Annotated in this window: 25 protein-coding genes; 17 read left to right on the top strand and 8 right to left on the bottom strand. The window is 67.0% G+C overall.

All coding sequences use genetic code 11. The annotated features are described in order from the left end of the window. Positions 1-226: 226 nt before the first annotated feature. Complete coding sequence (locus DY467_RS21245; RefSeq protein ID WP_164638800.1) at positions 227-2,398, bottom strand: TonB-dependent receptor; 2,172 nt, start codon at positions 2,396-2,398, stop codon at positions 227-229. A gap of 186 nt (positions 2,399-2,584) precedes the next feature. Here DY467_RS21245 and nikR point away from each other — a divergent pair, with 186 nt between their 5' ends. Continuing rightward, positions 2,585-3,031: a nickel-responsive transcriptional regulator NikR gene (gene nikR, locus DY467_RS21250; protein WP_164638770.1), complete on the top strand. Its 447-nt coding sequence runs from the start codon at positions 2,585-2,587 to the stop codon at positions 3,029-3,031. A gap of 137 nt (positions 3,032-3,168) precedes the next feature. On the opposite strand, the gene DY467_RS21255 is transcribed toward nikR, so the two are convergent. Then, complete coding sequence (locus DY467_RS21255; RefSeq protein WP_164638772.1) at positions 3,169-3,939, bottom strand: DNA-3-methyladenine glycosylase family protein; 771 nt, start codon at positions 3,937-3,939, stop codon at positions 3,169-3,171. Positions 3,940-4,007: 68 nt separating this feature from the next. Between DY467_RS21255 and gluQRS the strand changes: the two genes are divergently transcribed. Together gluQRS and DY467_RS21265 are read left to right on the top strand one after the other, a co-directional pair. Continuing rightward, positions 4,008-4,889 carry a tRNA glutamyl-Q(34) synthetase GluQRS gene (gluQRS, locus tag DY467_RS21260; protein WP_164638774.1) on the top strand — a complete coding sequence of 294 codons (882 nt, stop codon included), beginning with the start codon at positions 4,008-4,010 and terminating at the stop codon, positions 4,887-4,889. 99 nt (positions 4,890-4,988) lie between these two features. Further along, positions 4,989-6,206: an ATP-binding protein gene (locus DY467_RS21265; protein ID WP_164638776.1), complete on the top strand. Its 1,218-nt coding sequence runs from the start codon at positions 4,989-4,991 to the stop codon at positions 6,204-6,206. On the opposite strand, the gene DY467_RS21270 is transcribed toward DY467_RS21265, so the two are convergent. Next, positions 6,133-7,026, bottom strand: a complete 894-nt coding sequence (locus DY467_RS21270) for a YihY/virulence factor BrkB family protein (RefSeq protein WP_107346284.1) — start codon at positions 7,024-7,026, stop codon at positions 6,133-6,135. The genes DY467_RS21265 and DY467_RS21270 overlap by 74 nt on opposite strands. 138 nt (positions 7,027-7,164) lie before the next feature. Between DY467_RS21270 and DY467_RS21275 the strand changes: the two genes are divergently transcribed. The 5 genes from DY467_RS21275 (at position 7,165) to DY467_RS21295 (ending at position 10,828) form a co-directional block, all read left to right on the top strand. Further along, positions 7,165-7,359, top strand: a complete 195-nt coding sequence (locus DY467_RS21275) for a twin transmembrane helix small protein (protein ID WP_107357205.1) — start codon at positions 7,165-7,167, stop codon at positions 7,357-7,359. Between the two features lie 52 nt (positions 7,360-7,411). Next, a complete protein-coding gene (locus DY467_RS21280; RefSeq protein WP_107357204.1) occupies positions 7,412-7,984 on the top strand; it encodes a cob(I)yrinic acid a,c-diamide adenosyltransferase in 573 nt (190 codons plus the stop codon). Between the two features lie 105 nt (positions 7,985-8,089). Then, entirely contained in the window at positions 8,090-8,839 is a 750-nt protein-coding gene (locus DY467_RS21285; RefSeq protein WP_107346281.1) for an electron transfer flavoprotein subunit beta/FixA family protein, read from the top strand. Beyond that, positions 8,839-9,783, top strand: a complete 945-nt coding sequence (locus DY467_RS21290; protein ID WP_107346280.1) for an electron transfer flavoprotein subunit alpha/FixB family protein — start codon at positions 8,839-8,841, stop codon at positions 9,781-9,783. The genes DY467_RS21285 and DY467_RS21290 overlap by 1 nt, the downstream gene beginning before the upstream one ends. A 163-nt stretch (positions 9,784-9,946) precedes the next feature. Further along, the gene (locus DY467_RS21295; protein ID WP_164638778.1) at positions 9,947-10,828 is read left to right on the top strand and encodes a 3-hydroxybutyryl-CoA dehydrogenase; all 882 of its coding nucleotides are present in this window, start codon (positions 9,947-9,949) and stop codon (positions 10,826-10,828) included. A gap of 139 nt (positions 10,829-10,967) precedes the next feature. Here the strand turns inward: DY467_RS21295 and DY467_RS21300 are convergent, their stop codons facing one another. Beyond that, the gene (locus DY467_RS21300) at positions 10,968-11,882 is read right to left on the bottom strand and encodes a LysR family transcriptional regulator (RefSeq protein ID WP_164638780.1); all 915 of its coding nucleotides are present in this window, start codon (positions 11,880-11,882) and stop codon (positions 10,968-10,970) included. A 95-nt stretch (positions 11,883-11,977) separates the two neighbouring features. On the opposite strand from DY467_RS21300, the gene DY467_RS21305 reads away from it, so the two are divergent. Together DY467_RS21305 and DY467_RS21310 are read left to right on the top strand one after the other, a co-directional pair. Next, positions 11,978-12,778, top strand: a complete 801-nt coding sequence (locus DY467_RS21305) for an NAD(P)H-dependent oxidoreductase (RefSeq protein WP_164638782.1) — start codon at positions 11,978-11,980, stop codon at positions 12,776-12,778. 108 nt (positions 12,779-12,886) lie between these two features. Further along, the gene (locus DY467_RS21310) at positions 12,887-13,075 is read left to right on the top strand and encodes a hypothetical protein (protein WP_012497859.1); all 189 of its coding nucleotides are present in this window, start codon (positions 12,887-12,889) and stop codon (positions 13,073-13,075) included. A gap of 153 nt (positions 13,076-13,228) precedes the next feature. Here the strand turns inward: DY467_RS21310 and tlpA are convergent, their stop codons facing one another. Next, a complete protein-coding gene (gene tlpA / locus DY467_RS21315; protein WP_107346276.1) occupies positions 13,229-13,915 on the bottom strand; it encodes a thiol:disulfide interchange protein TlpA in 687 nt (228 codons plus the stop codon). 95 nt (positions 13,916-14,010) lie between these two features. On the opposite strand from tlpA, the gene argH reads away from it, so the two are divergent. Genes argH through lysA form a run of 3 tightly spaced genes read left to right on the top strand, consistent with a single transcriptional unit; the run spans position 14,011 to position 17,018 of the window. Continuing rightward, positions 14,011-15,408, top strand: coding sequence for an argininosuccinate lyase (gene argH, locus DY467_RS21320; RefSeq protein ID WP_164638784.1), 1,398 nt, complete (start codon positions 14,011-14,013; stop codon positions 15,406-15,408). A 54-nt stretch (positions 15,409-15,462) separates the two neighbouring features. Further along, positions 15,463-15,744 carry an LPS translocon maturation chaperone LptM gene (gene lptM / locus DY467_RS21325; RefSeq protein ID WP_107357198.1) on the top strand — a complete coding sequence of 94 codons (282 nt, stop codon included), beginning with the start codon at positions 15,463-15,465 and terminating at the stop codon, positions 15,742-15,744. A gap of 8 nt (positions 15,745-15,752) precedes the next feature. Further along, positions 15,753-17,018 carry a diaminopimelate decarboxylase gene (gene lysA / locus DY467_RS21330; protein ID WP_164638786.1) on the top strand — a complete coding sequence of 422 codons (1,266 nt, stop codon included), beginning with the start codon at positions 15,753-15,755 and terminating at the stop codon, positions 17,016-17,018. A 242-nt stretch (positions 17,019-17,260) separates the two neighbouring features. Here the strand turns inward: lysA and DY467_RS21335 are convergent, their stop codons facing one another. Then, on the bottom strand, positions 17,261-17,641 hold the full coding sequence (locus DY467_RS21335; protein WP_107346272.1) for a carboxymuconolactone decarboxylase family protein: 381 nt from the start codon (positions 17,639-17,641) through the stop codon (positions 17,261-17,263). A gap of 159 nt (positions 17,642-17,800) precedes the next feature. Here DY467_RS21335 and DY467_RS21340 point away from each other — a divergent pair, with 159 nt between their 5' ends. Then, positions 17,801-20,362, top strand: coding sequence for a TIGR02302 family protein (locus DY467_RS21340; RefSeq protein WP_164638788.1), 2,562 nt, complete (start codon positions 17,801-17,803; stop codon positions 20,360-20,362). Positions 20,363-20,769: 407 nt separating this feature from the next. Here the strand turns inward: DY467_RS21340 and DY467_RS21345 are convergent, their stop codons facing one another. Further along, a complete protein-coding gene (locus DY467_RS21345) occupies positions 20,770-21,147 on the bottom strand; it encodes a response regulator (protein WP_164638790.1) in 378 nt (125 codons plus the stop codon). Positions 21,148-21,206: 59 nt separating this feature from the next. Beyond that, positions 21,207-22,100, bottom strand: a complete 894-nt coding sequence (locus tag DY467_RS21350) for an MJ0042-type zinc finger domain-containing protein (RefSeq protein ID WP_164638792.1) — start codon at positions 22,098-22,100, stop codon at positions 21,207-21,209. A 143-nt stretch (positions 22,101-22,243) separates the two neighbouring features. On the opposite strand from DY467_RS21350, the gene ftsE reads away from it, so the two are divergent. The 3 genes from ftsE (at position 22,244) to DY467_RS21365 (ending at position 24,765) form a co-directional block, all read left to right on the top strand. Continuing rightward, on the top strand, positions 22,244-22,903 hold the full coding sequence (ftsE, locus tag DY467_RS21355) for a cell division ATP-binding protein FtsE (protein ID WP_011160268.1): 660 nt from the start codon (positions 22,244-22,246) through the stop codon (positions 22,901-22,903). Then, entirely contained in the window at positions 22,896-23,882 is a 987-nt protein-coding gene (locus DY467_RS21360) for a cell division protein FtsX (RefSeq protein ID WP_164638793.1), read from the top strand. Before ftsE ends, DY467_RS21360 begins: the two co-directional genes overlap by 8 nt. 157 nt (positions 23,883-24,039) lie before the next feature. Further along, positions 24,040-24,765: a YdcF family protein gene (locus tag DY467_RS21365; RefSeq protein WP_107346267.1), complete on the top strand. Its 726-nt coding sequence runs from the start codon at positions 24,040-24,042 to the stop codon at positions 24,763-24,765. The last annotated feature ends 6 nt before the right edge of the window (positions 24,766-24,771 follow it).

The following is a 24,771-nucleotide window of genomic DNA, read 5'->3' on the forward strand; positions in this document are numbered from 1 at the left end:
GCTCGGCCGAGGCGTCTCGCAGCGCCTGGGAACCAGCGAGTTACGAGGCGCGCGTCGGCGTTCACACGCCGGCGCGCGTTTGTCGTTTTGGGGCACTTAGTCACTTCAGTGACTGTCGCTTTAGCCACTGTGCCCGGATGCAGCGAAGCGAAATCCGGGTCTTTGTCTGCGGCTGCCCGCATTCCGCTGCGCTGCATGCAGGCTACGGCGCATGCGGGCGACCGCGTCAGAACGAACCTGCCAGAGTCAGCCGCACTGCGGTTGGTTCGGCCGGATGAACATGGCGGTCGTTGATGCCGCCCAGCGGCTCGCCGGGCAGTCGTGACAGATAGTAATATTCGATCTGGTTGGTCTTGGCGTTGAACAGGTTCAGCACGTCGAGCTGCAGCCGCACGCCGTTGTCGAAGCGATAGCCGGCGCGGGCGTTGAAGATCAGCGACGACAGCGAATGCACGTTGTCGTCCTCGATCAGCGGCCGCGGTCCGAAATAGCGGCCCTTCAGTGCGCCGAACCAGCCGCGTTGCTCGCCGAGCGTGATGCCGGCGCTCGCCACCCAGGCCGGCGCGCCGGGGATGAAGTCGCCCGCCGGGTCGAAATCCGTGAACCGCGCTTTGGTATAGGCAACGTCGAGATCGACGCCGAGCCAGGACAGCGGCCGATACTGGCTGGTCCACTCGACGCCGACGCGGCGGCTCGGGCGGCTCGGCTCGGTGGTGCCGGCATCGCCGACGAATAACAGCTCGGAGTCGAAATCGAGCACGAACACCGCGAGCGAGGTCGTCAGCCCCGGGATCGATTTGTTGCGGATGCCGAGTTCGGCGCCCTTGGAGCGCACCAGCAGCGGCACGCGGTTCACCGGATCGCCCGAGTTGGGATCGACCGTGATGGTGGCGCCGCGGATGTCGTTGCTGTGCAGCCCGGTGCCGGCGTTGCCGTAGAACTCGGTGCTGGCCCAGGGACCGAGCACGATGCCGGCTTTCGGGCTGGTCATCGCCGCCGAGGCATTGCCGGAGTTGGCCGGATTGTCGCTGATCACCCGGCCGGTGAAGAAATCCTGCCGCACGCCGGCGGTGGTGCGCAGCCAATCGGTCCAGCGCAGGGTGGTGTCGGTCCACAGCCCGAGCGACTGCTCGGAGACGTCGTCGGCGCGCACGGTCGACAGCCAGTCGCGCTGATAGGTCTTGTTGAGGCCGACATTGATGGTGTCGGAGCGCGTCTGCAGCCCGACCCGGGTTTCCACCGGCAGTCCGGCGAACCGGTAGTCGAAGCGCTGGGTGCCGTTCAGCCCGAGCACGGTGCGGCGGTCGTGCTGGTTGAACTGGTCGCCGTTCACCGGGTCGTCGAGGAAGTAGGTGAAGTTGTTATAGAGCTGCAGCGACGAGCGGATCACATAGGCGTTGATGTCGGTCTGGCCGATGTCGCTGGATTTCGCGAACCGGCCCGACAGGCTGTAGCGGCTGGCGATGCCGCCGTCGGTCGGATCGAGCGATCCGTAGCGGCCGATCAGGCCCTGGTCGATCGCGCGCTGCGCCACCTGATCGGTCGAGGTCCAGCGGTTGGAATAGGCCATGCCGGTCAGCGAGAAACCGTCGGTCGCGGTGCCCTGGCTGTAGCGCAGCACACCGTTCAGCTTGCGGACGTTGTCCGGCACGTCCCACGGGCCGTTGTAGGTGTTGGCTTCGAACGCGGCGAGCCAGGTGCCGTCGCCGACACGGGTCGAGCCGGCGCCGAGCAGCCGGCGATAGCCGAAGCTGCCGACCGTCACCTCGGCGAGGGTCTTGGGCATCGCCCGCAGATATTCGATGCCGAGCGCGCCGGCCGAGCCGAAGTCGCCGACATCGGCGAAATACGGCCCCTTGCGCACCGTCATGGTGCTGATCAGCTCGGGGATCAGGAAATTGACGTCGGCATAGCCCTGGCCGTGGCCATGGGTCGGCATGTTCACCGGCATGCCGTCGATGGTGATGGCGAGATCGGTGCCGTGGTCGAGGTTGAAGCCGCGCAGGAAGTACTGGTTGGCTTTGCCTTCGCCCGAATGCTGGGTGACCACCAGCCCGGGCGCGGCTTCCAGCGCTTCGCCCGGCCGCATGAACGGCAGCGCGTTGATCTCCGCGCCGGTGATGACGCGGCTGCTCGCGGCCTGATTCTGCGGCGCGCTCATGGCACCCGTTGCAGCGTTGCCGCTCGGCGCGGTCGATGACGAAGAGGTGGACGGTGATGGCGCCGGAACTGCGCGGCCCGTGCGCGCAGCGGTCGCGGATGTGTGCCGCCGCGGCGGCTTCGGCTTGGTGTCGGCCGGGGCGTCGATGGTGACTTGCGGCAGCGCCTGCTCGGCCCGCGCCGTGCCGGCCGTGAGTGCAACACTCGTCACGATGCAGCCGACCGCGCAGCCGCGCATCATCTCTCGCCGGAGACTCGCCACGCGCACCCCCTCGTGTCCTGCATCGTTGCAAGACGCGCCCGCCCCAAATCTGTTATCGCAGGCGGTCCCGGCAGAGCGCCCACGGTCGCAGCGTGCCCGGCGAGTATGACAAAGTCAATCAAACTTCATACTGACAACCTGGTAACCAGCAAGAGGCACTCGATGCACCGCGTCACCATCACGCTCGACGACGACCTGATGGAGAAGCTCGACGCCATCATCGCGGCGCGCGGCTACCAGAACCGCTCCGAGGCGATCCGCGATCTGGCGCGGATCGGCATCCAGCAGACCGCGACGGAGACCACCGGCGGGCATTGCGTCGGCGCGATGGTCTATACCTACGACCACTCCAAGCGCGATCTGCCGCGCAAGCTGACGCAGAGCTTCCACCATCACCACGATCTGTCGCGCGCCACGATGCACGTGCATCTCGATCATGATCAGTGCCTGGAAGTGACGATCCTCGACGGCAACGCCAGCGAACTGCAGCATTTCGCCGACCACATCTTCGCCGAACGCGGCGTCCGCTACGGCCGGCTGGTGACGATCCCGGCGGAGCCGCCGTCAGAGGATCACGACCATCATCACGAGCAGGACTCGTCATCCTGAGAGGCACGCCAAAAGTCCGCTCCTGGCAGGAAGACCCTCAACGTCATTGCGAGCCGAAGGCGAAGCAATCCAGGGGCTCCGTGCACCCAACCCCTGGATTGCTTCGTCGCTTCGCTCCTCGCAATGACGGAACGCTTTCAGCGTGACGGGGACTTCCGAGCGCGAGACGTCTTTGCCGGGGCTTTCTTCGCCGCCACTTTCGCGGCCTTGTCGTCGCCGATCACGCCCTCGCGCCGCTTCACGGCGTGGTAATAGGCCCACCACAGATGCGCGGCGGCGCCGCGCAGCGGGCGCCAGGGTTCGGCGAGCGGCGCCATCTGTTTCACGGTCGGGCGCGCTTTCAGGCTGAGGCCGATCCGCATCGCTTCCTGCACCGCGAGATCGCCGGCCGGCCAGGCGTCGCCGTGGCCGAGGCAGAACAACAGATAGATGTCGGCGGTCCACGGCCCGATGCCGTGCAACGCCGTCAGCGTGGCGTGGGCGGCGTCGGCGTCTTCTTCGGCCAGCACATCGAGATTGAGCCGTTCGGCGGCGAGCTCCTTGGCGAGCGCTTTCAGCGTCTTGATCTTCGCGGTTGAAAGACCGAGCCGCGCCAGCCGGTCGGCCCGCGCCCGCTTGATCGCGCCGTGCTCGAACGGCTCGAACGCCGCCGAGACCCGGCCCCAGATCGCCGCGGCCGACGCGGTCGAAAGCTGCTGGCCGCAGACGATCGCGGCAAGGCCGGCAAAGCCCGGCTCGCGACGGCGCAGCGCCGGCATGCCCGCAACCTGAAGCACGGGCTTGAGCCGCGGGTCCCGCTTCACCAGCGCGGTGATGGCGTCCTCGAGGTCGGCCTGGCTGTCGAGATGGATGGTCATCAGGTGGTTCGGCTTTCCGGCGTCATGCGCGGGCTTGACCCGCGCATCCATCCGCTATCGTAAAAGAGTGTCATCCGATGGATTACCGGATCAAGTCCGGCAATGACGTCAGGGGTTCAATGCCGCCACCCGTTTTCCGATTTGCCCCGAGCCCGAACGGCTACCTGCATCTCGGCCACGCTTTTTCGGCGTTGCTGAATGCCGATCTGGCGCGGGCGAGCGGCGGCCGGCTGTTGCTGCGGATCGAGGACATCGACCGCACCCGTTGCCGGCCGGAATTCGAGCAGGCGATCTATCAGGACCTGTCCTGGCTCGGCATCGGCTGGGACGGCGAGGTGCGGCGGCAATCGGATCATCTCGCCCTGTACCGCGACGCGGTGACGCAACTCTCCGCCATGGGGCTGATCTATCCGGCGTTCGAAACCCGCGCCGAGATCGCCCGGCTGGTCGCCGATCAGGAAGCGGCCTCGCCCTGGCCGCGCGATCCCGACGGCGCGCCGCTGTATCCGGGGAACGGCAAGCAGCTTTCGCCCGCGCAACGCGACGAGCTGATTGCCGCCGGCGTGCCGTACGCGCTGCGGCTGGACATGTCGGCTGCGATCGCGTTGGCCGGCGAACTGAGCTGGCAGGACCTTGGCGAAGGACCGGACGGCGAAACCGGCACCATCGCGGCGCGGCCGGAGGCGTGGGGCGACGTCATCATCGCGCGCAAGGAAACGCCGACCAGCTATCACCTGTCGGTGGTGATCGACGACGCGCTGCAAGGCATCACCGAGGTGGTGCGCGGCGCCGATTTGTTCTGGTCGACCTCGGTGCACCGGCTGCTGCAGCATCTGCTCGGCCTGCCGGCGCCGGTGTATCGGCACCATGCGCTGCTGCGTGATGCCGAGGGCCGCAAGCTGTCGAAATCCACCGGGTCGACCGGCCTGCGCGAGCTGCGCGCCGCTGGTGTCACGCCGGCCGAGATCCGAACCTTGGTCGGGCTTGCGGCGCCCATCTGAACGCCGCCTGATGCCGCCTGCATCGATCCCGGCGCACACGCGCGGCGTGACTCCACAGCGGCGAGCGTGGCATTGTAGCCGGGACGGCTCGGGGGACTCATGGCGGTGAAATCGCGCGCGTTGCGCAGCGGGCGGACGCAGGTCAAGCGGACGCCGCCGAAACGCGTCCGTCGCAAGAAGCCCGCCTCGTCCGGCATGATCGAGACCGTGCTGGCGACCTTCGCGCACGAGGTCCGCACCCCGCTCACCGGTATTCTGGCCGTCAGCGAATTGCTGGCGACCTCCGATCTCAACGAGCGCGAGCGACGCTGGGTCGACACCATCAAGGCCGGCGCCGAGCATCTGTCCGGTCTCGCCACGCTGTTCGTCGACGCCGCCCGGCTCGGCACCACCGGGCTCGGGCTGCGGTCGGAGTTCTTCGATCTGCGGGCGCTCGCCCGCCATGCCGGGGACTCGTTGTCGGGCCGCGCCGCCGCCAAGGGGCTGCGCGCCACGGTGACGATTTCGCAGCGGCTGCCGGGCTTTGCGATCGGCGACGCGGTCCGGCTGCGCGCCGCGCTGGAAAACCTGATCGACAACGCGGTGAAATTCACCGAGCACGGCGACGTGGCGCTGAAGGTCACCGCCGCAGCCGCCGGCCGCGGCAAGGCGCAGGTGTCGTTCGCAGTGTCCGACAGCGGCATCGGGCTGTCGCTCACCGAGATCAAGCGGCTGTTTCGCCCGTTCTCGCAGGCCAATGTCAGCATCGCGTCGCGGTTCGGCGGCGCCGGCCTCGGTCTGTCGTCGGTGCGGCAAATTGCCCGGGCCCTCGGCGGCGACGTCACGGTGGCGCAGCGGCCGCGCGGCGGCACGGTCTTCACCCTGATGGTGACGCTGGAGCGGGCCAAGCCGCCGCAGATGGCGACGCCGGACGGCGCGATCCGCGCCACCGGCGGCGGGCGGCTGCGCATCCTCAGCGTCGAGGACAATCCGTTCGGGCGCGTGGTGCTGAACGCCATCCTCACCGAGCTCGGTCATTGCTGCGAATTCGTCGGCAGCGGCGAGGCGGTTCCGGAGCGGCTGGCGAAAGCCGAGTTCGATGCGGTGCTGATGGATATGGTGCTGCCGGGCATCAGCGGCGTCGAGGCGATCCGGCTGATCAGGGCGCTGCCACCGCCGCTGCGCGCGGTGCCGATCATCGGCGTGTCGGGACGCGACCAGGACGAAGCCGCGGCCCGTCAGGCCGGCGCCGATGCGTTCCTGCTCAAGCCGGTTTCGCCCCGGGCGCTCGCAACTGCGCTTCTTGCAGCGTCATCCCCTCGGGCAGCCGCGACTTGATGATCGCGGCATTGAGTTCGCCGCCGTAAACGAAAATCGCGGCGATGAAATACAAAAACACCAGCGCGATGATGACCGAGGCCAGCCCCGCATACATCGACACGTAGTTGTTGGCGAACCGCGCCAGATACATGCCGAAGGTGATGCCCGAGATCAGCGAGGCCGCGATGGTGAAGACGATCCCGGGCAGGATCTGCCGGAACGACCGCCGCCCCGCCGGCAGATAGGCGTGCAGCAGGAACAGCGCCACCGTCAGCGCCGTGATCGCAATGCCATAGCGGCCGATCGTCAGCAGCGGCTCGTTATTGTGCACCAGCAGCGGCACGTAGTGCCGGGCGGTGGCGAGGATCAGCGGGCCGAGCACGATCAGAAACCCCATCGCCAGTGCGGTAAAAGCCGCCACCAGGGTGTAGCCGATCGACTCCAGCCGCAGCAGATACCACGGCCGTGGCTCGATCACCGCATAGGCCCGGTTGAGCCCGACCCGCAGGCTCTCGACGCCGTTGGAGGCGAAGTACAGCGCCAGCAAGAGGCCGATGGTCAGCACCCCGCCGCGGGTAGTGGTCAGCACGTCGTGGATCTCGCCCGACAGCGTGCTGGCGACCTGCGCAGGCCAGACGTCGAGCAGCAGCTCGGCGGCGCGGTCGGCGAGTTCGCGCGAGCCGACAAAGCCGGCCAGCGAGGTGAGCACGATCAGGAAGGGAAACAGCGCCATCAGGGTCGACAGCGCGATATGGCTGGCGATCGCCCATCCGTCGTCGGCCAGGAACGTATAGAGCGCATCGACTGCGACCGCATAGGCGTAGCGGATCTGCCTCACGGGTCACCTTGTCACGAGTTGCGGCCGGCGGGATGGCAGAACCTTAGCATTCGATACTAACCGCCTCCACCCGGGATCGTTGCGCCCGACCATGCGGCAGGGATAGCGCGCGATCAGTAGCGGTGTTATGAAACCTAGATGGCATCCTTCCTGAGTTCAATCGCCCTGCCGGTCGCGCTCTGCGCCGTGGCCTTGGTGCTCATGCTCGGTCTGATCAACATGATGCGGGGCGGTTCACCGAACCGATCGCAGACCCTCATGCGCTGGCGGGTCTTGCTGCAATTCGTCGCCATCGTCATCACCATGCTTGCGATCTGGGCGATGGGCCGTTAGCTGCCCTCCAACTCCCGGATCACTTGGTTTCCCGCAGCAGGATCCCCGCGCGATGGTCGTTCTCAATCGAATCTACACCCGCACCGGTGACGACGGCACCACCGCCCTCGGCTCCGGTGAGCGGCGGCCGAAGTCCGATCCGCGGATCGCGGCATACGGCACGGTGGATGAGACCAATGCGGCGCTCGGCGTGGTGCGGCTGCATTTGTCGGAGCTGCCGGAACTCGACGCCATGATCGGGCGTATTCAGAACGATCTGTTCGATCTCGGCGCCGACTTGGCGGTTCCGGAACGGGAAGGTAAGGCCGAACGGCTGCGGGTGTTGTCGAGCCAGGTCGAACGCCTGGAGCGCGATATCGATCAGCTCAACGAAGGCTTGGCGCCGCTCACATCTTTCGTGCTGCCGGGCGGCAAGCCGGCAGCCGCTTACCTGCATGTGGCCCGGACAATATGCCGCCGTGCGGAACGGGCCATGGTGGAACTCTCGGCCCGGCCGAATGAGAAAATCACCCCGGCGGCCGTCCAGTACGTCAACCGGTTGTCCGACTTTCTGTTTGTCGCCGCCCGCACGGTGAACGACGGTGGCGCCCGCGACGTGCTCTGGGTGCCGGGCCAGAACCGCTAGGGAACAAGGCGGTTTTTGGCTTTGCCGCGTTGACCGCGGTTAGGAGGGGCTTTAGGTTCCGCCGCCACAACAAACAATTACCCACCGCAACACGAAAGAGGATCGATGAAGGTTCTGGTGCCGGTCAAGCGCGTGGTCGACTACAACGTCAAGATCCGCGTCAAGAGCGACGGGTCGGGCGTTGAACTCGCCAACGTCAAGATGTCGATGAATCCGTTCGACGAGATCGCCGTCGAAGAAGCGCTGCGCCTCAAAGAGGCCGGCAAGGCGACCGAAGTCGTCGTGGTCTCGATCGGACCGGCGCAGGCGTCGGAAACCCTTCGCACCGGCCTTGCCATGGGCGCGGACCGCGGCATCCTGGTCAAGGCCGACGGCGTCGTCGAACCGCTGGCGGTCGCCAAGATCCTCAAGGGCGTTGCCGACGAAGAGAAGCCGGGACTGATCATTCTCGGCAAGCAGGCGATCGACGACGACAGCAACCAGACCGGCCAGATGCTGGCCGCGCTGCTCGGCTGGGCGCAGGCGACCTTCGCCTCCAAGCTCGACGTCGACGGCTCCGACTTCACCGTCGCACGTGAAGTCGACGGTGGCTCGCAGACCGTCAAGCTCAAGGGCCCGGCGATCGTCACCACCGATCTGCGGCTGAACGAGCCGCGCTACGCCTCGCTGCCGAACATCATGAAGGCCAAGAAGAAGCCGATCGCGGAGAAGACCGCGGCCGACTACGGCGTCGACGTTTCGCCGCGCCTGGAAGTTCTGAAGACCGTCGAGCCGGGTGGCCGCAAGGCCGGCGTCAAGGTCAAGGACGTCGCCGAACTGGTTTCGAAGCTCAAGAACGAAGCGGGTGTACTCTGATGGCCACGCTGCTGATTGCCGAACACGACAACGCACACCTCAAGGACGCCACCAACAAGGCGATGACCGCCGCGGCCGCGCTCGGCGGCGAGGTCCACATCCTCGTTGCCGGCCAGGGCTGCAAGGCCGTGGCCGATGCGGCTGCCAAGCTGCAGGGCGCCGCCAAGGTGCTGCTCGCCGAAGCGCCCGCCTATGAGCACGATCTCGCCGAGCCGCTGGCCGCGCTGATCGTCTCGCTCGCCGGCAGCTACGACGCGATCGTCGCCCCGGCGACCTCGCGGTTCAAGAACGTGATGCCACGCGTCGCCGCTCTGCTCGACGTGATGCAGGTGTCGGAGATCATCAAGGTTGTCGCGCCCGACACCTTCGAGCGTCCGATCTACGCCGGCAACGCGATCCAGACCGTGAAGTCGAAGGACGCCAAGAAGGTCATCACCGTCCGCACCTCGACCTTCCAGGCGACGGGTGAGGGTGGCAGCGCGGCGATCGAGACCGTCGCGGCGGCGGCCGATCCGGGCCTGTCGAGCTTCGTCGGCGAGGAAGTCGCCAAGAGCGATCGTCCGGAACTGTCGTCGGCCAAGATCATCGTGTCGGGTGGCCGCGCGATGCAGAGCCGCGAGAACTTCACCAAGTACATCGAGCCGCTCGCCGACAAGCTCGGCGCCGGTGTCGGCGCCTCGCGCGCCGCGGTCGATGCCGGCTACGCGCCGAACGACTGGCAGGTCGGTCAGACCGGCAAGGTTGTGGCGCCGGAGCTTTACATCGCGGTCGGCATCTCGGGCGCGATCCAGCATCTCGCCGGCATGAAGGACTCCAAGGTGATCGTCGCGATCAACAAGGACGAAGACGCGCCGATCTTCCAGGTCGCCGACTACGGCCTGGTCGCCGACCTCTACCAGGCGGTTCCGGAGCTGACCGAAGAGCTCGGCAAGCTCGGCAAGTAAACGCCTTCGCGGCGGACGAACCCGGCCCTGGGGCCGGGTTCGTTGCAGAAGCTTTAAGCGTTCACCGGCTAACTGTCCGGGCGCCGAACCACGGACAGCGGCGCGGGAATGTGCGAAGATGCACCGGCCGCGCGACGCGGCTGTGCTCCGAACGAGATGAGAGATGGCGGCAACAATCAAAAAAGTCGGCGTAATCGGCGCGGGGCAGATGGGCAACGGGATCGCCCACGTGGCCGCTCTCGGCGGGTTCGACGTGATCCTGAACGATGTCTCCGCCGACCGGCTGAAATCGGCGATGGCCACCATCAACGGCAACCTGTCGCGCCAGATCGCCAAGAAGCTCATCACCGAAGACGCCCGCAAGCAGGCCCTGGCGCGGATCACCGCGACGGAGAAGCTGGATGGGCTGTCCGACTGCGACCTCGTGATCGAGACCGCGGTCGAGAAGGAAGAGACCAAGCGCAAGATCTTCAACGAGCTGTGCGCGGTGCTGAAGCCGGAGGCGATCGTCGCTTCCAACACCTCGTCGATCTCGATCACCCGTCTGGCCGCCTCGACCGATCGGCCGGAGCGCTTCATCGGCATTCACTTCATGAATCCGGTGCCGGTGATGGAGCTGGTCGAGCTGATCCGCGGCATCGCCACCGACGACGCCACCTTCGAGACCGCGAAGGCGTTCGTCACCAAGCTCGGCAAGCAGATCGCCGTGTCCGAGGATTTCCCGGCGTTCATCGTCAACCGCATCCTGCTGCCGATGATCAACGAGGCGATCTACACGCTGTACGAAGGCGTCGGCAACGTCGAAGCCATCGACATGGCGATGAAGCTCGGCGCGCATCATCCGATGGGTCCGCTGGAACTGGCCGACTTCATCGGCCTCGACACCTGTCTGTCGATCATGCAGGTGCTGCACGAGGGCCTCGCCGATTCCAAGTATCGGCCGTGCCCGCTGCTGGTGAAGTACGTCGAAGCCGGCTGGCTCGGCCGCAAGACCCAGCGCGGTTTCTACGATTACCGCGGCGACAAGCCGGTCCCGACCCGCTGAGCGTTGCGATAGCGGCATCGTAGTTACTTCCGTCATGGCCGGGCTCGTCCCGACCATCCACGCCTTTTCCCGCGTTTCCGTCAGCAAGGCGTGAATGCCCGGGATACGCCCGGGCATGGCGAACTATCAGGGGCATCGCTCATTCGATCCCCGGCACGCTCCGGATCTGCTCGGCCAGGAAGTCGATCAGCAGCCGCACGCGGGCGATGCCGGTGCGCTCCGGCACGATCAACAGATTGAGCGGCACCGGCGGCAGCCGATACTCCGGCAGGATGACTTCAAGGCGGCCGGCGGCGAGTAGGTCGTCGACCAGCCAGCGGTGCGACGCCGCAATGCCGCGCCCTGCGATCAGCGCTTCGCGCGCCGCGAGCCCATGGTCGACCCTGAGCCGGCCGCCGAACGGCACCCGGTGAGTCTCCTGATCCGGCCCCTGCAAGATCAGCATGTCGCTGCCGGCGACATTCACCATGCGCACCCCTTGATGGCGCGACAGCTCATGCGGCGATGTCGGCCTGCCGTGCGCGTCCAGATAGTTCGGCGACGCCACCAGCAGGCGATGGCTGTGGCCGAGCGTGCGCAGCTTCAGTGAACTGTCGGCGAGCGGAGCCAGCCGGATCGCCAGGTCGACGCCTTCGCGCACCAGATCGACCCGATGATCGGTGAGGCCGAAGTCGATCCCGATCTCCGGATAGCGATCCTGGAACGCGAAGATCAGCCGGCTGGCATGCAGCACGCCGAACGAGGCCGTGCAGGAGATCCGGATGCTGCCGGCGGGCGCCCCCGACGCGCCAAGCGCTTCGTCGCTGGCCTGGTCGAGCAGACGCAGGATCTGAAGGCAGCGCGCGTAATAGCGGCTGCCTTCCTCGGTCAGCGTCACCCGGCGGGTGGTGCGGCTCAGCAGCGGGGCGCCGACCGCGGCCTCGAGTTCCTGCAACTGCCGGGTGACGGTGGATTGGCCGACATTGAGGTCGCGGGCGACCGCCGACAGGCTGCCCCGCTCGGCAATGCGAACGAAGGTGCGGATGCGCTCAATCGTGACGGCTGATCTATCCATTTTTCGGAATAATCATATCGATACTCCACGGCTACTGGAATAGTCGCCGCGGGGGTACCTGCAGGGTCTTGATCATCACTGCAGGGAGCCTGGCCGTGAAAGTCCTTCTGGTATTCGCCCACCCCGAACCGCGCTCGTTGAACGGAGCGCTGCGCGACGTCGCGGTCGCGGAGCTGCAACGCCTCGGCCACGAGGTGCAGGTCTCCGATCTCTATGCCCAGGGCTGGAAGCCGGCGGTCGACCGAGAAGATTTCCCAACATTGGCGCCCGGCGAGCGGCTGCTGCCGACCGTTGCGTCGAAGGCGGCGTTCGACGCCGGAGAGCTGACCCAGGACGTCCGCGACGAGATCGACAAGCTGCTGTGGGCCGACGCCGTGATCCTGCAATTCCCGCTGTGGTGGTTCACCATGCCGGCAATCCTGAAAGGCTGGGTCGAGCGGGTGTTCGCCTGCGGGTTCGCCTATGGGGTCGGCGAGCACAGCGACAAGCGCTGGGGCAATCGCTACGGCGAGGGCGTTCTGGCCGGCAAGCGCGCGATGCTGATCGTCACCACCGGCGGCTGGGAGCAGCATTACGGCCCGCGCGGCATCAACGGGCCGATCGACGACCTGCTGTTTCCGATCCATCACGGCATTCTGTTCTATCCGGGCTGCGAGGTGCTGCCGCCCTACGTGCTGTATCAGGCCGGCCGGCTCGATTCGGCCGGGTTCGAAGCCGCGGCCGAGCGGTTGCGGCAGCGGATGCGCACGCTGGCCGAGACGCCGCCGATTCCGTACCGGCGCCAGAATGGCGGCGACTACCTGATCCCGACCATGGAGCTGCGGCCGGAGCTGGGCGCGCCCGGTGCCGAAGGCTTCGCGGTCCACCTGAGCGACGGGGCCGGCCCCACGGCCTGATCGCAGCCGTGCAGGCCGCGGCGCGCTCGATGCAATTTCATCGAATGCGCGCCGCCGCGCTTCGGATTGTTAACGGTTTGCTGCCAGACTGCAGCGATGGACATGAGCATGATCAGCGCGGCGCTCGCCATGCAGGCCAGCAGCACGCAGATGCAGATCTCGACGACGATTCAAGCGTCAGCCGCCCGCACCGAGCGTGAAACGGTGCAGACGCTGCTCGGCATCGGGCAGGGCGGCTCGCCCTCGCTCGCCAATGTCGGCCCCGGCGTCGGCGGCAACCTGAATATCAGCGCGTAATCCGAGCTCTTTAAGCAGTCATTGCCATTGAGCAGTCATTCCGGGGCGCCGTCAGGCGCGAATCCGGAAGCTCTTTTTGCAACAACCTCTGGATTCCGGGTTCGGGCGCAGCTTCGCTGCTCCCGCCCCGGAATGACCGCTGGTGGCTGTCAGTTACTTGCTGCCCGCCGTCGCCGGCTTCAGGGCGGCCTTGATCAGCGTGGTGGCGTCGTTGCTGTCCCACTCGGCCGGGCCATTGATGGTGGCGACCTCGCAGCCCTCGCGGTCGATCAGCACCGAGGTCGGCATCCCGAGCGCACGGCCGACCGCTTTCAGATCCTGAAACACCTTGGCGGAGGCGTCGGTGAACACCGACAAATGCGTCAGCTTCTCGTCGTCGAGGAATTTCTTCGGCTTGGCCGGATCGCGGGTGTCGATGTTGATCGCCACCACTTCGAAATCCGAGCTGCCGAGCTTGGCCTGCAGGTTGTCGAGCGCCGGCATCTCCTTGCGGCACGGCACGCACCAGGTCGCCCACAGGTTGACCAGCACGGTCCGGCCGCGGAAGTCCGACAGCTTCTTGGCCTGGCCGGCATCGTCGGTGAACGTCAGGTCCGGCAGCCGCAGCGGCGCCGCTGCGGGCGTCAGCGCCGCGACTTCGCCGCGCACCAGCGGCTTGAGCTGCTGTGCCAGCGCCACCGCCGGCCGGCACACGGGATCGCCACCTGCATTGCGCTGCAGCCCGCCAATCCCGTATATCCCGGCGGCGCCGGCGACGACGAGCACGGCCATCGTGGCCAACAGGATGGTCAGGCGGCCGGCACGGCGCGGCGGGACGGGATTCGGCTGGGATTCGGTCATCGAACAATCAGAAGACGGCAGGCCGCGCAGGTTCGCGGGCGGCAGCCGATGATGAGATGTGATTGGGACGCGAGCATGATCGTGAGCGGCAACAGATGAGCAACAAGATGTGGGGCGGCCGATTCACCGATCGCCCCGACGCGATCATGGAAGAGATCAACGTCTCGATCGACGTCGATCGCCATCTCTACGCCCAGGACATCACGGCGTCCAAGGCGCATGCAGCCATGCTGGCCGCTCAGGGCATCATCACCGCGAACGATGCGAAAAATATCGGCAAGGGTCTAGACACGATTCTGTCAGAGATCGCCGCCGGCAAATTCACGTTCAAGCGTGCGCTCGAAGACATCCATATGAATGTCGAGAGTCGGCTGGCCGAACTGATCGGCCCCGCCGCCGGGCGCCTGCACACCGCGCGCTCGCGCAACGATCAGGTCGCGACCGATTTCCGGCTGTACGTCCGCGACGTGCTGGACGAGACCGACGCGGCGCTGGCGGCGTTGCAGCTGGCGCTCGCCGAACGCGCGCTCGAGCAGGCCGAGACGGTGATGCCCGGCTTCACCCATCTGCAGACCGCGCAGCCGGTGACCTTCGGCCATCATCTGATGGCCTATGTCGAGATGGTGGCGCGCGATCGCGGCCGGTTCCAGGATGCCCGCAAGCGGCTCAATGAAAGCCCGCTCGGCGCTGCGGCGCTGGCCGGCACCTCGTTCCCGATCGACCGCCACGCCACCGCCGCCAAGCTCGGTTTCGACCGGCCGATGGCGAACTCGCTGGATGCGGTGTCGGACCGCGATTTCGTGCTGGAGACGCTGTCGGCGGCGTCGATCTGCGCCGTGCATCTGTCGCGCTTCGCCGAAGAGATCGTGATCTGGACCTCGCCGCTGGTCGGCCTGATCCGGCTGTCGGACAAGTTCACCACCGGCTCGTCGATCATGCCGCAGAAGCGCAATCCCGACGCGGCCGAGCTGGTCCGCGCCAAGACCGGTCGGGTGATCGGCGCGCTGAACGGCCTGTTGATCGTGATGAAGGGCCTGCCGCTCGCCTATCAAAAGGACATGCAGGAAGACAAACAGGGCGCGATGGAAGGCTTCGCGGCGCTGTCGCTGGCGATCCGCGCGATCACCGGCATGGTTCGCGACCTCGAGCCGGAGCCGGAGCGGATGAAGGCGGCGGCGGGCGAGGGCTACGCCACCGCCACCGACCTGGCCGACTGGCTGGTGCGGACGCTGAAGATGCCGTTCCGCGAGGCGCATCACGTCACCGGCCGGATCGTCGGGCTCGCCGCCAAGAAGGGCGTGGCGCTGCACGAACTGCCGCTCGCCGAGATGCAGTCGGTCGAAAAGCGCATCACCAAGGACGTGCTGGCGGTGCTCAGCGTCGAATCCTCGGTGAAGAGCCGCACCTCGTACGGCGGCACCGCGCCGAAGAACGTTCGCAGTCAGGCCAAGGCCTGGCTCAAGCGGCTCGCCAAGGATAGCAAAACGCGCTGAGGGCGGCCGCCGTCCGGCGGTTTCGGGGGCTCGCCAGCGCGGCGCAATCTCGGTATGGTGCCGCGCCAATTGGGGATATTCGACGTGAATCGCGTGACCAACCCATCGCGATGGGCGCTTCTGGTGATTGTGGCGGCGACGCTGGCGCTGGCGGGCTGCGGCCGTAAAGCCGGCCTCGATCTGCCGCCGGGGGCTGCCGACACGCCGTCGGCGGCGCCGGCGACCAAACCGGAGGCCAAGGGCGACGTGTTCGACTCGTCCTACGGCACCAACGCCCCGCCCTCCGCCGCCAAGGGGCGGAAGCGAAGCATCATTCTCGATCCGCTGCTGGACTAAGCGCCAAGATGCGTCATTTTGACTATCGCAACGGCGTGCTGCACGCCGAAGGCGTCAGCCTTGCCTCGATCGCGCAGGACGTCGGTACGCCGTTCTACTGCTATTCGACCGCCACGCTGGAGCGGCACTACCGGGTGTTCACCGAGGCCTTCGCCGGCACCGATGCGCTGGTGTGCTACGCCATGAAGGCCAATTCCAACCAGTCGGTGCTGCGCACCCTGGCCAAGCTCGGCGCCGGCGCCGACGTGGTGTCGGGCGGCGAATTGCAGCGCGCGCTGGCGGCCGGGATTCCGCCGAGCAAGATCGTGTTCTCCGGCGTCGGCAAGACCGAGACTGAGCTGCGCGCCGCGCTCGCCCACGACATCAAGTGCCTCAACGTCGAATCCGAGCCCGAGCTCGAATTGCTGTCGCGGCTCGCGGTCGAGACCGGCCGCACCGCGCGGATATCGCTGCGGGTCAATCCCGACGTCGATTCCGGCACCCACGCCAAGATCTCGACCGGCAAGTCCGAGAACAAGTTCGGAATTCCGATCCGCCACGCCCGCGATGTCTATGCCCGCGCCGCCAAGCTGCCGGGCATCCAGGTCACCGGCGTCGACGTCCATATCGGCAGCCAGATCATCGACTTGGCGCCGATGGAAGCGGCGTTCCGCATCGTCGCCGAATTCATTCACGTGCTGCGCGGCGATGGTCACACCGTCAGCCACGTCGATTTCGGCGGCGGCCTCGGCATCCCGTACTACGAGGATCGTGACGCACCGCCGGAGCCGTTCGCCTATGCGGAGATGGTCAAGCGCGTCACCCACAATCTCGGCTGCACGCTGCTGTTCGAACCGGGGCGGATGATCGTCGGCAATGCCGGCATCCTGGTCGCCAAGGTGATCTACGTGAAGCACGGCGACGGCAAGACCTTCGTGATCATCGATGCGGCGATGAACGATCTGATCCGGCCGACGCTGTACGAGGCGTATCACGAGATCCTGCCGGTGGCGGAGCCGGCGCCCAGTGCCAAGATGATGGTGGCCGACGTCGTCGGCCCGGTGTGCGAGACCGGCGATTACCTCGCGCTCGACCGCAAGCTGCCCGAGCTGAAGGCCGGCGATCTGATCGCGATCATGACGTCGGGTGCGTATGGCGCTGTCCAGGCGTGTACTTACAACACCCGTGCGCTGGTGCCCGAAGTGCTGGTGAAGGACGATCAGGTCGCGGTGGTGCGTCCGCGCATCGAGGTCGAGCAACTGATCGCGATGGACAAAGCGGCGCCCTGGCTGTGACCCGGTCTCTCTCCTGAAACAAAGGGGTGGGACCGCCAGACGCGGCGTACAAAAATAACTGGCGGTCCCGATCGCGCTTAAAATCCGCAGCGGTGAACATGCGGCTTCACTGCCACGCGCGCGACGGCCGACCGTAGCGATCCGGCAATTCCGAGCAATTTGAAGTGTTTTTTAACCTAACCGCTCAACCTTAACGCGGCGATCGGAACCGCCGCGCCGGTTGACTGGTACCAATTGTCGCCTCAGCCCTTGTCGATCTCTGCGAACACTTCGCGGGCGATCCGGAAACTGTCGACGCCGGCCGGGATGCCGGCGTAGCAGGCGACCTGCATGAAGATCTCGCGGATCTCGTCCTTGGTGACGCCGTTGGTCAGCGCGCCCTTGATGTGCGCGCGCAGCTCGTGCGGCCGGTTAAGGATCGCGATCATCGCCAAGTTGAGCATGCTGCGGGTCTTCTTCGGCAGCCCGTCGCGTCCCCAGATCGCGCCCCAGCAATACTCGGTGACGAGTTCCTGGAACGGCTTGTTGAAGTCGTCGGCATTCTTCAGCGCGTTCTCGACATAGGCCTCGCCCAGCACCGCCTTGCGGATCTCCAGCCCCTTGTCGTGCGTCGTCTTGTCCATTGCGCGTCCTCTGGTGGGAAGTTCGCCGAAACACTACGGGGCACCGGCTGTGCCGTCACGCGTTCGTGTCGCTGTGTGATGCGCGCAGTGGTGGCGCAGGGCGGTGCCTCATTGCCGCCGTTGTGCTACGCTCGTGTGAGCAGCAACCCGGAGAGATGGTTGAGCGGCAGCATTCCCGATCCGTCGCAGGCCCCGCACGATGAAGAGGCGGTCGCGCGGCTGCACCTGGACAAGGCGATCGGGCGCGCCACGCTGGCGATTGCCTGGGAGCGCGCGTGGCCGCATCTGGCGCGGCTGATGAGCGTCGTCGGCCTGTTCCTGGCGCTGTCCTGGGCCGGATTGTGGCTAGTGCTGCCGTTCTCGGCTCGCATCGCCGGCTTGGTGCTGCTCGCTGCCCTGGCGCTCGGCGCGCTGATCCCTGCCATCAGGTTCCGTTGGCCGAGCCGCGACGAGGCGCTAGCGCGGCTCGACCGCAATACCGGCCTGAAGCACCGCCCGGCGACGGCGCTTGGCGACACGCTGGCGTCCGGCGATCCGGTGGCGCGCGCGCTGTGGCAGGCGCAGCGCGACCGCACCCTGGCGACGATCCGCGGCCTCAAGCCCGGCCTGCCGTCGCCGCGGCTGCCGATCCACGATCCTTGGGGCCTCCGCGCCCTGGTGGTGATCCTGCTGGTCGCGACCTTCTTCGCCGCCGGCGAGGAGCGCACCCCGCGGGTGATGGCGGCGTTCGACTGGAAGGGCGCGATGGCGCCCTCGACCGTCCGGGTCGATGCCTGGGTGACGCCGCCGGTCTATACCAACAAGCCGCCGATCATTCTCACCGCCGCCTCCAACAAGGACCTTGGCACCCCGGGCAGCGGCCCGCTGCCGGTGCCGGTCGGCTCGACCCTGCTGGTGCGCTCCAGCGGCGGCGATCTCGACATCGCGGTCGGTGGCGGCGTGGTCGAGGTCAAGCCGGACAGCGAAGCTCCCAAGGGCACCAGCGAACGGCATTTCCGCATCACCGGCGACGGCACCGCGCGGGTCCGGGCGCCGTCGAGCGAAGCGCCGTGGAGCTTCACCGCCACTCCAGACAAGCCGCCGGCGATCGCGCTCGCCAAGGAGCCGCAGCGCCAGGCGCGCGGTTCGCTGCAGCTGTCCTACAAGCTCGAAGACGATTACGGGGTGACCGAGGCCGAGGCGCAGTTCGCCGCAGCCCCGCCGACCAAGGCTCCGGGCACGAAGCCCGCGGATGCGCCGCGGCCGCTGTTCGAAGCGCCGCAGTTCAAGCTGGTGCTGCCCAATGCCCGCACCCGCGCCGGCGTCGGTCAGACCGTGAAGGACTTCAGCGAAGATCCCTATGCGGGCGCCGAGGTCACCCTGACGCTCACCGCCAAGGACGAGGCCGGCAACCAGGGCCACAGCGAGCCGTTCACGATGCGGCTGCCGGAGCGGCTGTTCACCAAGCCGCTGGCGCGGGCGCTGATCGAGCAGCGCCGCATCCTGGCGCTCGACGCCAATGCCAATAGCCAAGTGTACGCCGCACTCGATGCGCTGCTGATCGCGCCGGAAGTATTCACGCCGGATGCCGGCCAGTATCTCGGGCTCTACACCATTGCGGATCAGCTCGAACGCGCCCGCACCGACGACGCGCTGCGCGAGGTGGTGAGCAATCTGTGGTCGCTGGCGGTATTGATCGAAGACGGCGATGCGTCGGATGCCGAGAAGGCGCTGCGTGCCGCACAGGACGCGCTGAAAGACGCGCTGGAGCGCGGGGCGCCCGACGACGAGATCAAGCAGCTGACCGACAAGCTGCGCGCCGCGCTCGACGCCTATATGCGTCAGCTCGCCCAGCAGCTTCGCAACAATCCGCAGCAGCTCGCCCGCCCGCTCGATCCCAACACCAAGGTGATGCGGCAGCAGGATCTCGAGAACATGCTCCAGCGGATGGAGCGGCTGTCGCGCTCCGGCGACAAGGAAGCCGCCAAGCAGTTGCTCGATCAGCTCGCGCAGATGCTGGAGAACCTGCAGATGGCGCAGCCCGGCCAGGGCGGCGACAGCGGCGACATGGAGCAGGCGCTCAACGAGCTCGGCGACATGATCCGCAAGCAGCAGCAGCTCCGCGACAAGACCTACAAGCAGGGCCAGGATCAGCGCCGCGACCGGATGCGCGGTCAGGACGGCGAGCAGAATCTTGGCGATCTGCAGCAGGATCAGCAGAACCTGCACGACCGGCTGCGCAAGCTGCAGCAGGAGCTCGCCAAGCGCGGCCTCGGCCAGAGCCCGCGCGGTGACAAGGGCGAGCAGGGTCAGCAAGGGCAGCAGGGCCAGCAAGGCGAGGGTGGTCTCGATCAGGCCGACTCGGCGATGGGCGACGCCGAAGGCCGGCTCGGCGACGGCAATGCCGATGGCGCGGTGGACTCACAAGGCCGCGCCTTGGAAGCGCTGCGCCAGGGTGCGCAGAAGCTCGCCGAAGCGATGCAGCAGGGCGACGGCGACGGTCAGGGCGATGGCCAGGGCAACCGCCCCGGCCGGCAGCAGAGCGGCGCCAATCAAACCGATCCACTCGGCCGCCCGCTGCGCGGCCGCGACCTCGGCGATGATCTCACCGTGAAGATCCCCGGCGAAATCGATGTCCAGCGTGTCCGCCGTATCCTCGAAGAACTCCGCCGCCGCCTCGGCGACTCCGGCCGCCCGCAGATCGAACTCGACTACATCGAGCGGCTGCTGAAGGATTACTAAGCGATCAGCCCACCCCGAGCACGGCGCAACCTCTCCCGCTTGCGGGAGAGGTCGACGCGCGTAGCGCGGCGGGTGAGGGCACTCCTCTCCGCGAGGAACTAGAGTATTTCTGGCTTCGACAGAATCAGGACCGCACTTCCTAGCGGTCGCAACTTGCAGAGCCTCATGGTGAGGAGGCGCGAAGCGCCGTCTCGAACCATGCGCCGCAGGCGATGTGGCTCCTTATCCTTCGAGACGCCCGGCTTTGCCGGGCTCCTCAGGATGAGGACTTCGGACGCTTGGCAAGGGCCAATCCGCTTCGATCAATCGATGAAGCGCTCTAACTCACTACCCGCGTCGCCCTCACCCCAGCCCTCTCCCGCAAGCGGGAGAGGGGGCGCGCTGCGAAGCGGGGATGGCGTTGGTGATTAGTTTCTCTTCTTCGCCGTCAGCGCATCCGCCACTGCAGTGCGGATGTCGGCCACCGAGAACGGCTTGGTGACGACGTCGTGCACGATGGCGTCGAGGCCGGAGGCGCGTTCGCGCTGATCGGCGAAGCCGGTCATCAGCAGGATCGTCAGCTCGGGGAAGTCGCGCGCCGCGGCGAGCGCCAGCGCGATGCCGTCCATGATCGGCATCTTGATGTCGGTCAGCAGCAGGTCGAACTTGCCGTTCTGGCTGGTGAGAATTTCCAGCGCTTCGCTGCCGTCTTCGGCCGTGACGGTTTCGTGGCCGTCCATGCCGATCGCGCGGGCGACCAGCAGGCGCATCGATTCTTCGTCGTCGGCGATCAGGATGCGCGCCATCGTGTTATTCCCTCGTCGCGGCCGGCGCCGGGCCGCGTGCAACTACACTGATCATGACCTCAGGCCCCGCCGGCGGCAATGTCGCGCCGGTTGAAGAAGCGCACGTCGATCGCGCGCGCTTCCGCCGGCGGCGAGGCGAGGCGCGTTCTGAACCAGGCAATCTCGCCCGGCCGCAGCGCTTGTTGTTCGAGAACCGCGTTCCAGGCGTAGATTTCGGTGCCCTTGGCGTCCCGCACCGAGAACCGCAGCCGCGGCACGTCGACGGGCTTCTTGGCCTGGCCGATGATCACGCCTTCGATCACCAGCACCGGCTTCGACTCCACCGTCTCGCGGCTGATCCGCACGTCCTTGATCGCCAGCCCGCGCAGGTTCACCTCGAAGCCGATCATCCGATAGAACGCCGCGGTCTGCGGCATCAGCCGGACGATATCGGCGCGCCAGATCAACAGACCGAGCGCTACCGAACCGAACACCGCGATCGCCAGCGGCGCGGTGAACAGTCCCTTGGCGGCTTTCAGCGGCTCCTTGCGGAATTCCGCCAGCCGCTCCTTCATGCTGCGCGGCCGGCGCTTGGTGCCGAACGAGGGCTTGCGCTTGCGCCGCGGCGGCAGCTCCTCTTCGTCGCCCGGCGCAGGCTCGTTGGCCAGCGCGCGCGTGAAAGGATCCTGGTCGCTTTGACCCGGCAGGTCGGCGGTAATTGGCGGGCTCTCGACGACCGGGGTGTCCTGCTCGTCCTCGGCCACGCCCCATCCGGGATCATTGGCGAGGTCGTCGGTGGCCGGCTGCTGTTCTTCGACCGTCATGGCGGCGACACGGACGTCGCTCTGCACGTCTTCGGGCCGAGCCAGCCAGACTTCCTTGCACCGGGAACAACGCACCGTCCGGCCGGCATCTCCCAGTTTGGCCGGATCGATCGCATAGGATGTCGTACAATGCGGGCAGACGATATGCATGGCGAATCGCTGGCTATAAGGTTCGTCCGATCGTACCGGCCGTCCGTTAACGAATCGGAAACCATAACCGCCTCACAACGGCGGCACGGGCAGATGGCGTGGCGTGCCCTTTCTCCCCGCGCCGATCGAAATCGGAGCTGAACGTGGTCCGCTTCGAAAATGTCGGCCTGCGCTATGGGCTTGGTCCGGAGATCCTCCGCGACCTCAATTTTGCAATTCCGGCGCACTCGTTTCAGTTCCTGACCGGACCGTCCGGCGCGGGCAAGACCTCGCTGCTCAGGCTGCTGTTTCTGTCGCTGCGGCCGACCCGCGGTCTGGTCAATTTGTTCGGCAACGACGTGTCGCTGCTCGGCAAGGACGAAGTCGCGGCGCTGCGCCAGCGCATCGGCATCGTGCTGCAGGACTTCCGCCTGCTCGACCACATGACCACCTATGAGAACGTGGCGCTGCCGTTCCGGGTCACCGGGCGCGACGAGTCGAGCTATCGCAAAGAGGTCATCGACCTGTTGAAGTGGGTCGGGCTCGGCGACCGGATGGACGCGCTGCCGCCGGTGCTGTCGGGCGGCGAGAAGCAGCGGGCCGCGATCGCCCGGGCGGTGATCGGCCGGCCGCATCTGCTGCTCGCCGACGAGCCGACCGGCAACGTCGACCCGACGCTGGGGCGCCGGCTGCTGCGGCTGTTCGTGGAGTTGAACAAGACCGGGACCGCGGTGGTGATCGCGACCCATGACATCAATCTGATGGACCAATACGAAGCGCGCCGCCTGGTGCTGCACCAGGGCCGGCTGCACGTTTATGAATAGGCAGGGGCCGTTGCGCAGAGCCGACGAACGCGACGTCATGGTGGACCTCGGGCACGAACGCCCGCAGGTGCCGCCGAAGGCGCGCAATGCGTCGCCGATCGTGCCGCGCGCTTCGATCTCCGGCCGTGCGCTGGTCGCCGTGGTGGCGATCATGACGTTCCTGGCCTCGATGACCACCGGCGTGGTGCTGCTGATCAGCGCCTCGGCGGCGGAGTGGCAGTCCGAAGTGTCGAGCGAGCTGACCGTGCAGGTGCGCTCGCTGCGCGGCCGCGATCTCGACCGCGACGCCGACCGCGTCGCCGAGGTGGTGCGCAGCCAGCCCGGCGTGGTCGAGGTGCGGATCTTCACCAAGGACGAATCCGCCAAGCTGCTGGAGCCGTGGCTCGGCACCGGGCTGTCGCTCGACGAGCTGCCGGTGCCGCGGGTGATCGTGGCGCGTGCCGCCCCGGGCAGCGGGCTCGATCTGGCCGAATTGCGCCGCCGCGTCACCGAGGCCGCACCCAGCGCGACGGTCGACGACCATCGTGCCTGGATCGAGCGGATGCGGTCGATGACCGGCGCCACCGTATTCGCCGGCATCGGCGTGCTCGGCCTCGTCATCGTCGCCACCGTGATCTCGGTGTCGTTCGCCACCCGCGGCGCGATGGCGGCCAATCGGCCGATCGTCGAAGTGCTGCACTTCGTCGGCGCCAGCGACAGCTACATCGCCAATCGTTTCTTCCGCCACTTCCTGCTGCTCGGCCTGCAGGGCGGGCTGATCGGCGGCGGCGCGGCGATCTTCGTGTTCGGCTTTTCGGAGTCGGTGGCGACGTGGTTTTCCGGCACGCCGGTCGGCGACCAGTTCGCGGCGCTGCTCGGCACCTTCTCGCTGCGCCCCACCGGCTATCTGGCGCTGGCCGGCATGGCGGTGCTGATCGCCGGCATCACCGCCTTGGCCTCGCGCCGTACGCTGTTCAGCACGCTGAACTCGATCGAATGAGCCGGCGATCGATCCGCGCGCTACCGCCGCACCGCTCCGGCCGTTCAACCATCCGGCGGACTCCCTTTCGCCCGAAATCGCATTAGAGTCCGGGCAGCTTCCGCAACCGCCGCCAGCGGTGCACAAGGCTCGTGAAACGAGGTCTATCGCACGTCCCATGTCGTCGTCGTCCGATCGCAGTGAGCTGTCTTCGTCGCCCGGCCGTCCGGCCGGACGCGGCGGGCGGCTGCGCGCCACCATCGTGGCGGTGCTGGCGCTCGGCTTCCTGGTTGGGGCTGGCGGGTTCGTGGCCTTTTTGGCGCAGCTGCATGGCGCCGAACGGCAGCCGCAGCACAATGCCGACGGCATCGTGGTGTTGACCGGCGGTTCGTCCCGGGTGTCGGACGCGGTCGAATTGCTGGCGGCCGGCTACGGTAAGCGGCTGCTGATCTCCGGCGTCCACCGCACCAACGGCGCCCGCGACATCTCGCGCTCGGTGCCGGAAAGCCGCGACTGGTTCACTTGCTGCGTCGATCTCGACCGCTCGGCGGTCGACACCCGCAGCAATGCCTCCGAAACCCGGCGCTGGGTGCAGGAACGCGGCTTCCGCTCGCTGATCGTGGTGACGTCGAATTACCACATGCCGCGGGCGATCGCCGAAATGTCCCACGCCATGCCGGACGTCGAATTGATTCCGTTCGCAGTGATCGGCGACAAGTGGCGCGACGAGCCGTGGTGGACCAGTGGCGGAACGCTGCGGCTCTTGCTATCGGAATACGCCAAATATCTCGCGGTCGAGCTGCGGGTGCGCCTGTCCAAGCTCGGCATCGAGGTGATGCCCGAACCGGCCGATCAGGCCGAACCGACCGGCGCCCGCAAGCCAGCGACCGCTGCCGCCAACTGATCGGAC

This window comes from Rhodopseudomonas sp. BR0G17 (assembly GCF_010907025.1).
Classification (GTDB): Bacteria; Pseudomonadota; Alphaproteobacteria; order Rhizobiales; family Xanthobacteraceae; genus Rhodopseudomonas; species Rhodopseudomonas palustris_H.

Excerpts from the sequence above, each read along its gene's own strand:
- DY467_RS21360 (WP_164638793.1), top strand. The coding sequence starts at position 22,896 with ATGAATAGGCAGGGGCCGTTGCGCAGAGCCGACGAACGCGACGTCATG.
- tlpA (WP_107346276.1), bottom strand. The coding sequence starts at position 13,915 with ATGACCGAATCCCAGCCGAATCCCGTCCCGCCGCGCCGTGCCGGCCGC.
- argH (WP_164638784.1), top strand. The coding sequence starts at position 14,011 with ATGAGCAACAAGATGTGGGGCGGCCGATTCACCGATCGCCCCGACGCG.
- DY467_RS21280 (WP_107357204.1), top strand. The coding sequence starts at position 7,412 with ATGGTCGTTCTCAATCGAATCTACACCCGCACCGGTGACGACGGCACC.
- DY467_RS21300 (WP_164638780.1), bottom strand. The coding sequence starts at position 11,882 with ATGGATAGATCAGCCGTCACGATTGAGCGCATCCGCACCTTCGTTCGC.
- DY467_RS21290 (WP_107346280.1), top strand. The coding sequence starts at position 8,839 with ATGGCCACGCTGCTGATTGCCGAACACGACAACGCACACCTCAAGGAC.
- nikR (WP_164638770.1), top strand. The coding sequence starts at position 2,585 with ATGCACCGCGTCACCATCACGCTCGACGACGACCTGATGGAGAAGCTC.
- lptM (WP_107357198.1), top strand. The coding sequence starts at position 15,463 with ATGGTGCCGCGCCAATTGGGGATATTCGACGTGAATCGCGTGACCAAC.
- DY467_RS21285 (WP_107346281.1), top strand. The coding sequence starts at position 8,090 with ATGAAGGTTCTGGTGCCGGTCAAGCGCGTGGTCGACTACAACGTCAAG.
- DY467_RS21275 (WP_107357205.1), top strand. The coding sequence starts at position 7,165 with ATGGCATCCTTCCTGAGTTCAATCGCCCTGCCGGTCGCGCTCTGCGCC.
- DY467_RS21310 (WP_012497859.1), top strand. The coding sequence starts at position 12,887 with ATGATCAGCGCGGCGCTCGCCATGCAGGCCAGCAGCACGCAGATGCAG.
- lysA (WP_164638786.1), top strand. The coding sequence starts at position 15,753 with ATGCGTCATTTTGACTATCGCAACGGCGTGCTGCACGCCGAAGGCGTC.
- DY467_RS21245 (WP_164638800.1), bottom strand. The coding sequence starts at position 2,398 with ATGCGCGGCTGCGCGGTCGGCTGCATCGTGACGAGTGTTGCACTCACG.
- DY467_RS21345 (WP_164638790.1), bottom strand. The coding sequence starts at position 21,147 with ATGGCGCGCATCCTGATCGCCGACGACGAAGAATCGATGCGCCTGCTG.
- DY467_RS21295 (WP_164638778.1), top strand. The coding sequence starts at position 9,947 with ATGGCGGCAACAATCAAAAAAGTCGGCGTAATCGGCGCGGGGCAGATG.
- DY467_RS21365 (WP_107346267.1), top strand. The coding sequence starts at position 24,040 with ATGTCGTCGTCGTCCGATCGCAGTGAGCTGTCTTCGTCGCCCGGCCGT.
- DY467_RS21265 (WP_164638776.1), top strand. The coding sequence starts at position 4,989 with ATGGCGGTGAAATCGCGCGCGTTGCGCAGCGGGCGGACGCAGGTCAAG.
- DY467_RS21255 (WP_164638772.1), bottom strand. The coding sequence starts at position 3,939 with ATGGATGCGCGGGTCAAGCCCGCGCATGACGCCGGAAAGCCGAACCAC.
- gluQRS (WP_164638774.1), top strand. The coding sequence starts at position 4,008 with ATGCCGCCACCCGTTTTCCGATTTGCCCCGAGCCCGAACGGCTACCTG.
- DY467_RS21335 (WP_107346272.1), bottom strand. The coding sequence starts at position 17,641 with ATGGACAAGACGACGCACGACAAGGGGCTGGAGATCCGCAAGGCGGTG.
- DY467_RS21350 (WP_164638792.1), bottom strand. The coding sequence starts at position 22,100 with ATGCATATCGTCTGCCCGCATTGTACGACATCCTATGCGATCGATCCG.